The sequence below is a fragment of the Alcanivorax profundi genome, assembly GCF_003597125.1.
In the GTDB taxonomy this organism is placed as follows: domain Bacteria; phylum Pseudomonadota; class Gammaproteobacteria; order Pseudomonadales; family Alcanivoracaceae; genus Alcanivorax; species Alcanivorax profundi.
Window position 1 is genome coordinate 1 of sequence record NZ_QYYA01000121.1, and the last position, 442, is coordinate 442.

Genomic DNA, 442 nt, shown 5'->3' on the forward strand with positions numbered 1-442 from the left:
TATTCTTTCCAAAGAACCATTACACAAAATCACCGTACGATACAGGTATTCCCAAGTGGCATAAATCGCCGCATTGTTCACTCCCCAGCGATGCAGATATAATCCCTGGCAGAACCCGCCGTCATACCAGTCCCCTCCACGTGTGGGCATGATAGTCTCATCGGTAGTAAATGTATGCAAATCATAGATACCTCGACCTGTCCCTTGAAGACCCTGACTATCGACATATCCGCCCACGTAATTATACAGTGAAAGCACCCCATTTTTCTGCACGTCCGACAAGGTAGAATATGCCGCTTCTTCATCCAGAGGGTCCTTCGGATTTTCTTCCAGATAACTGCTGCAAGAAGCCCATGAAAGAAGAGAAAACGACGCAAATAGTATTGAGTATATTCTTTTCATAATAAGCAGATTAAAAGTTAAGACCTAAACTAATCATATA

At 43.2% G+C, this 442-nt stretch carries 1 protein-coding gene; it reads right to left on the minus strand.

The window, feature by feature from the left end:
• The coding region (locus D4A39_RS19225) for a hypothetical protein (protein WP_233552533.1) at nt 1-402 on the minus strand (402 nt) is incomplete at its 3' end.
• Between the last annotated feature and the right edge of the window lie 40 nt (nt 403-442).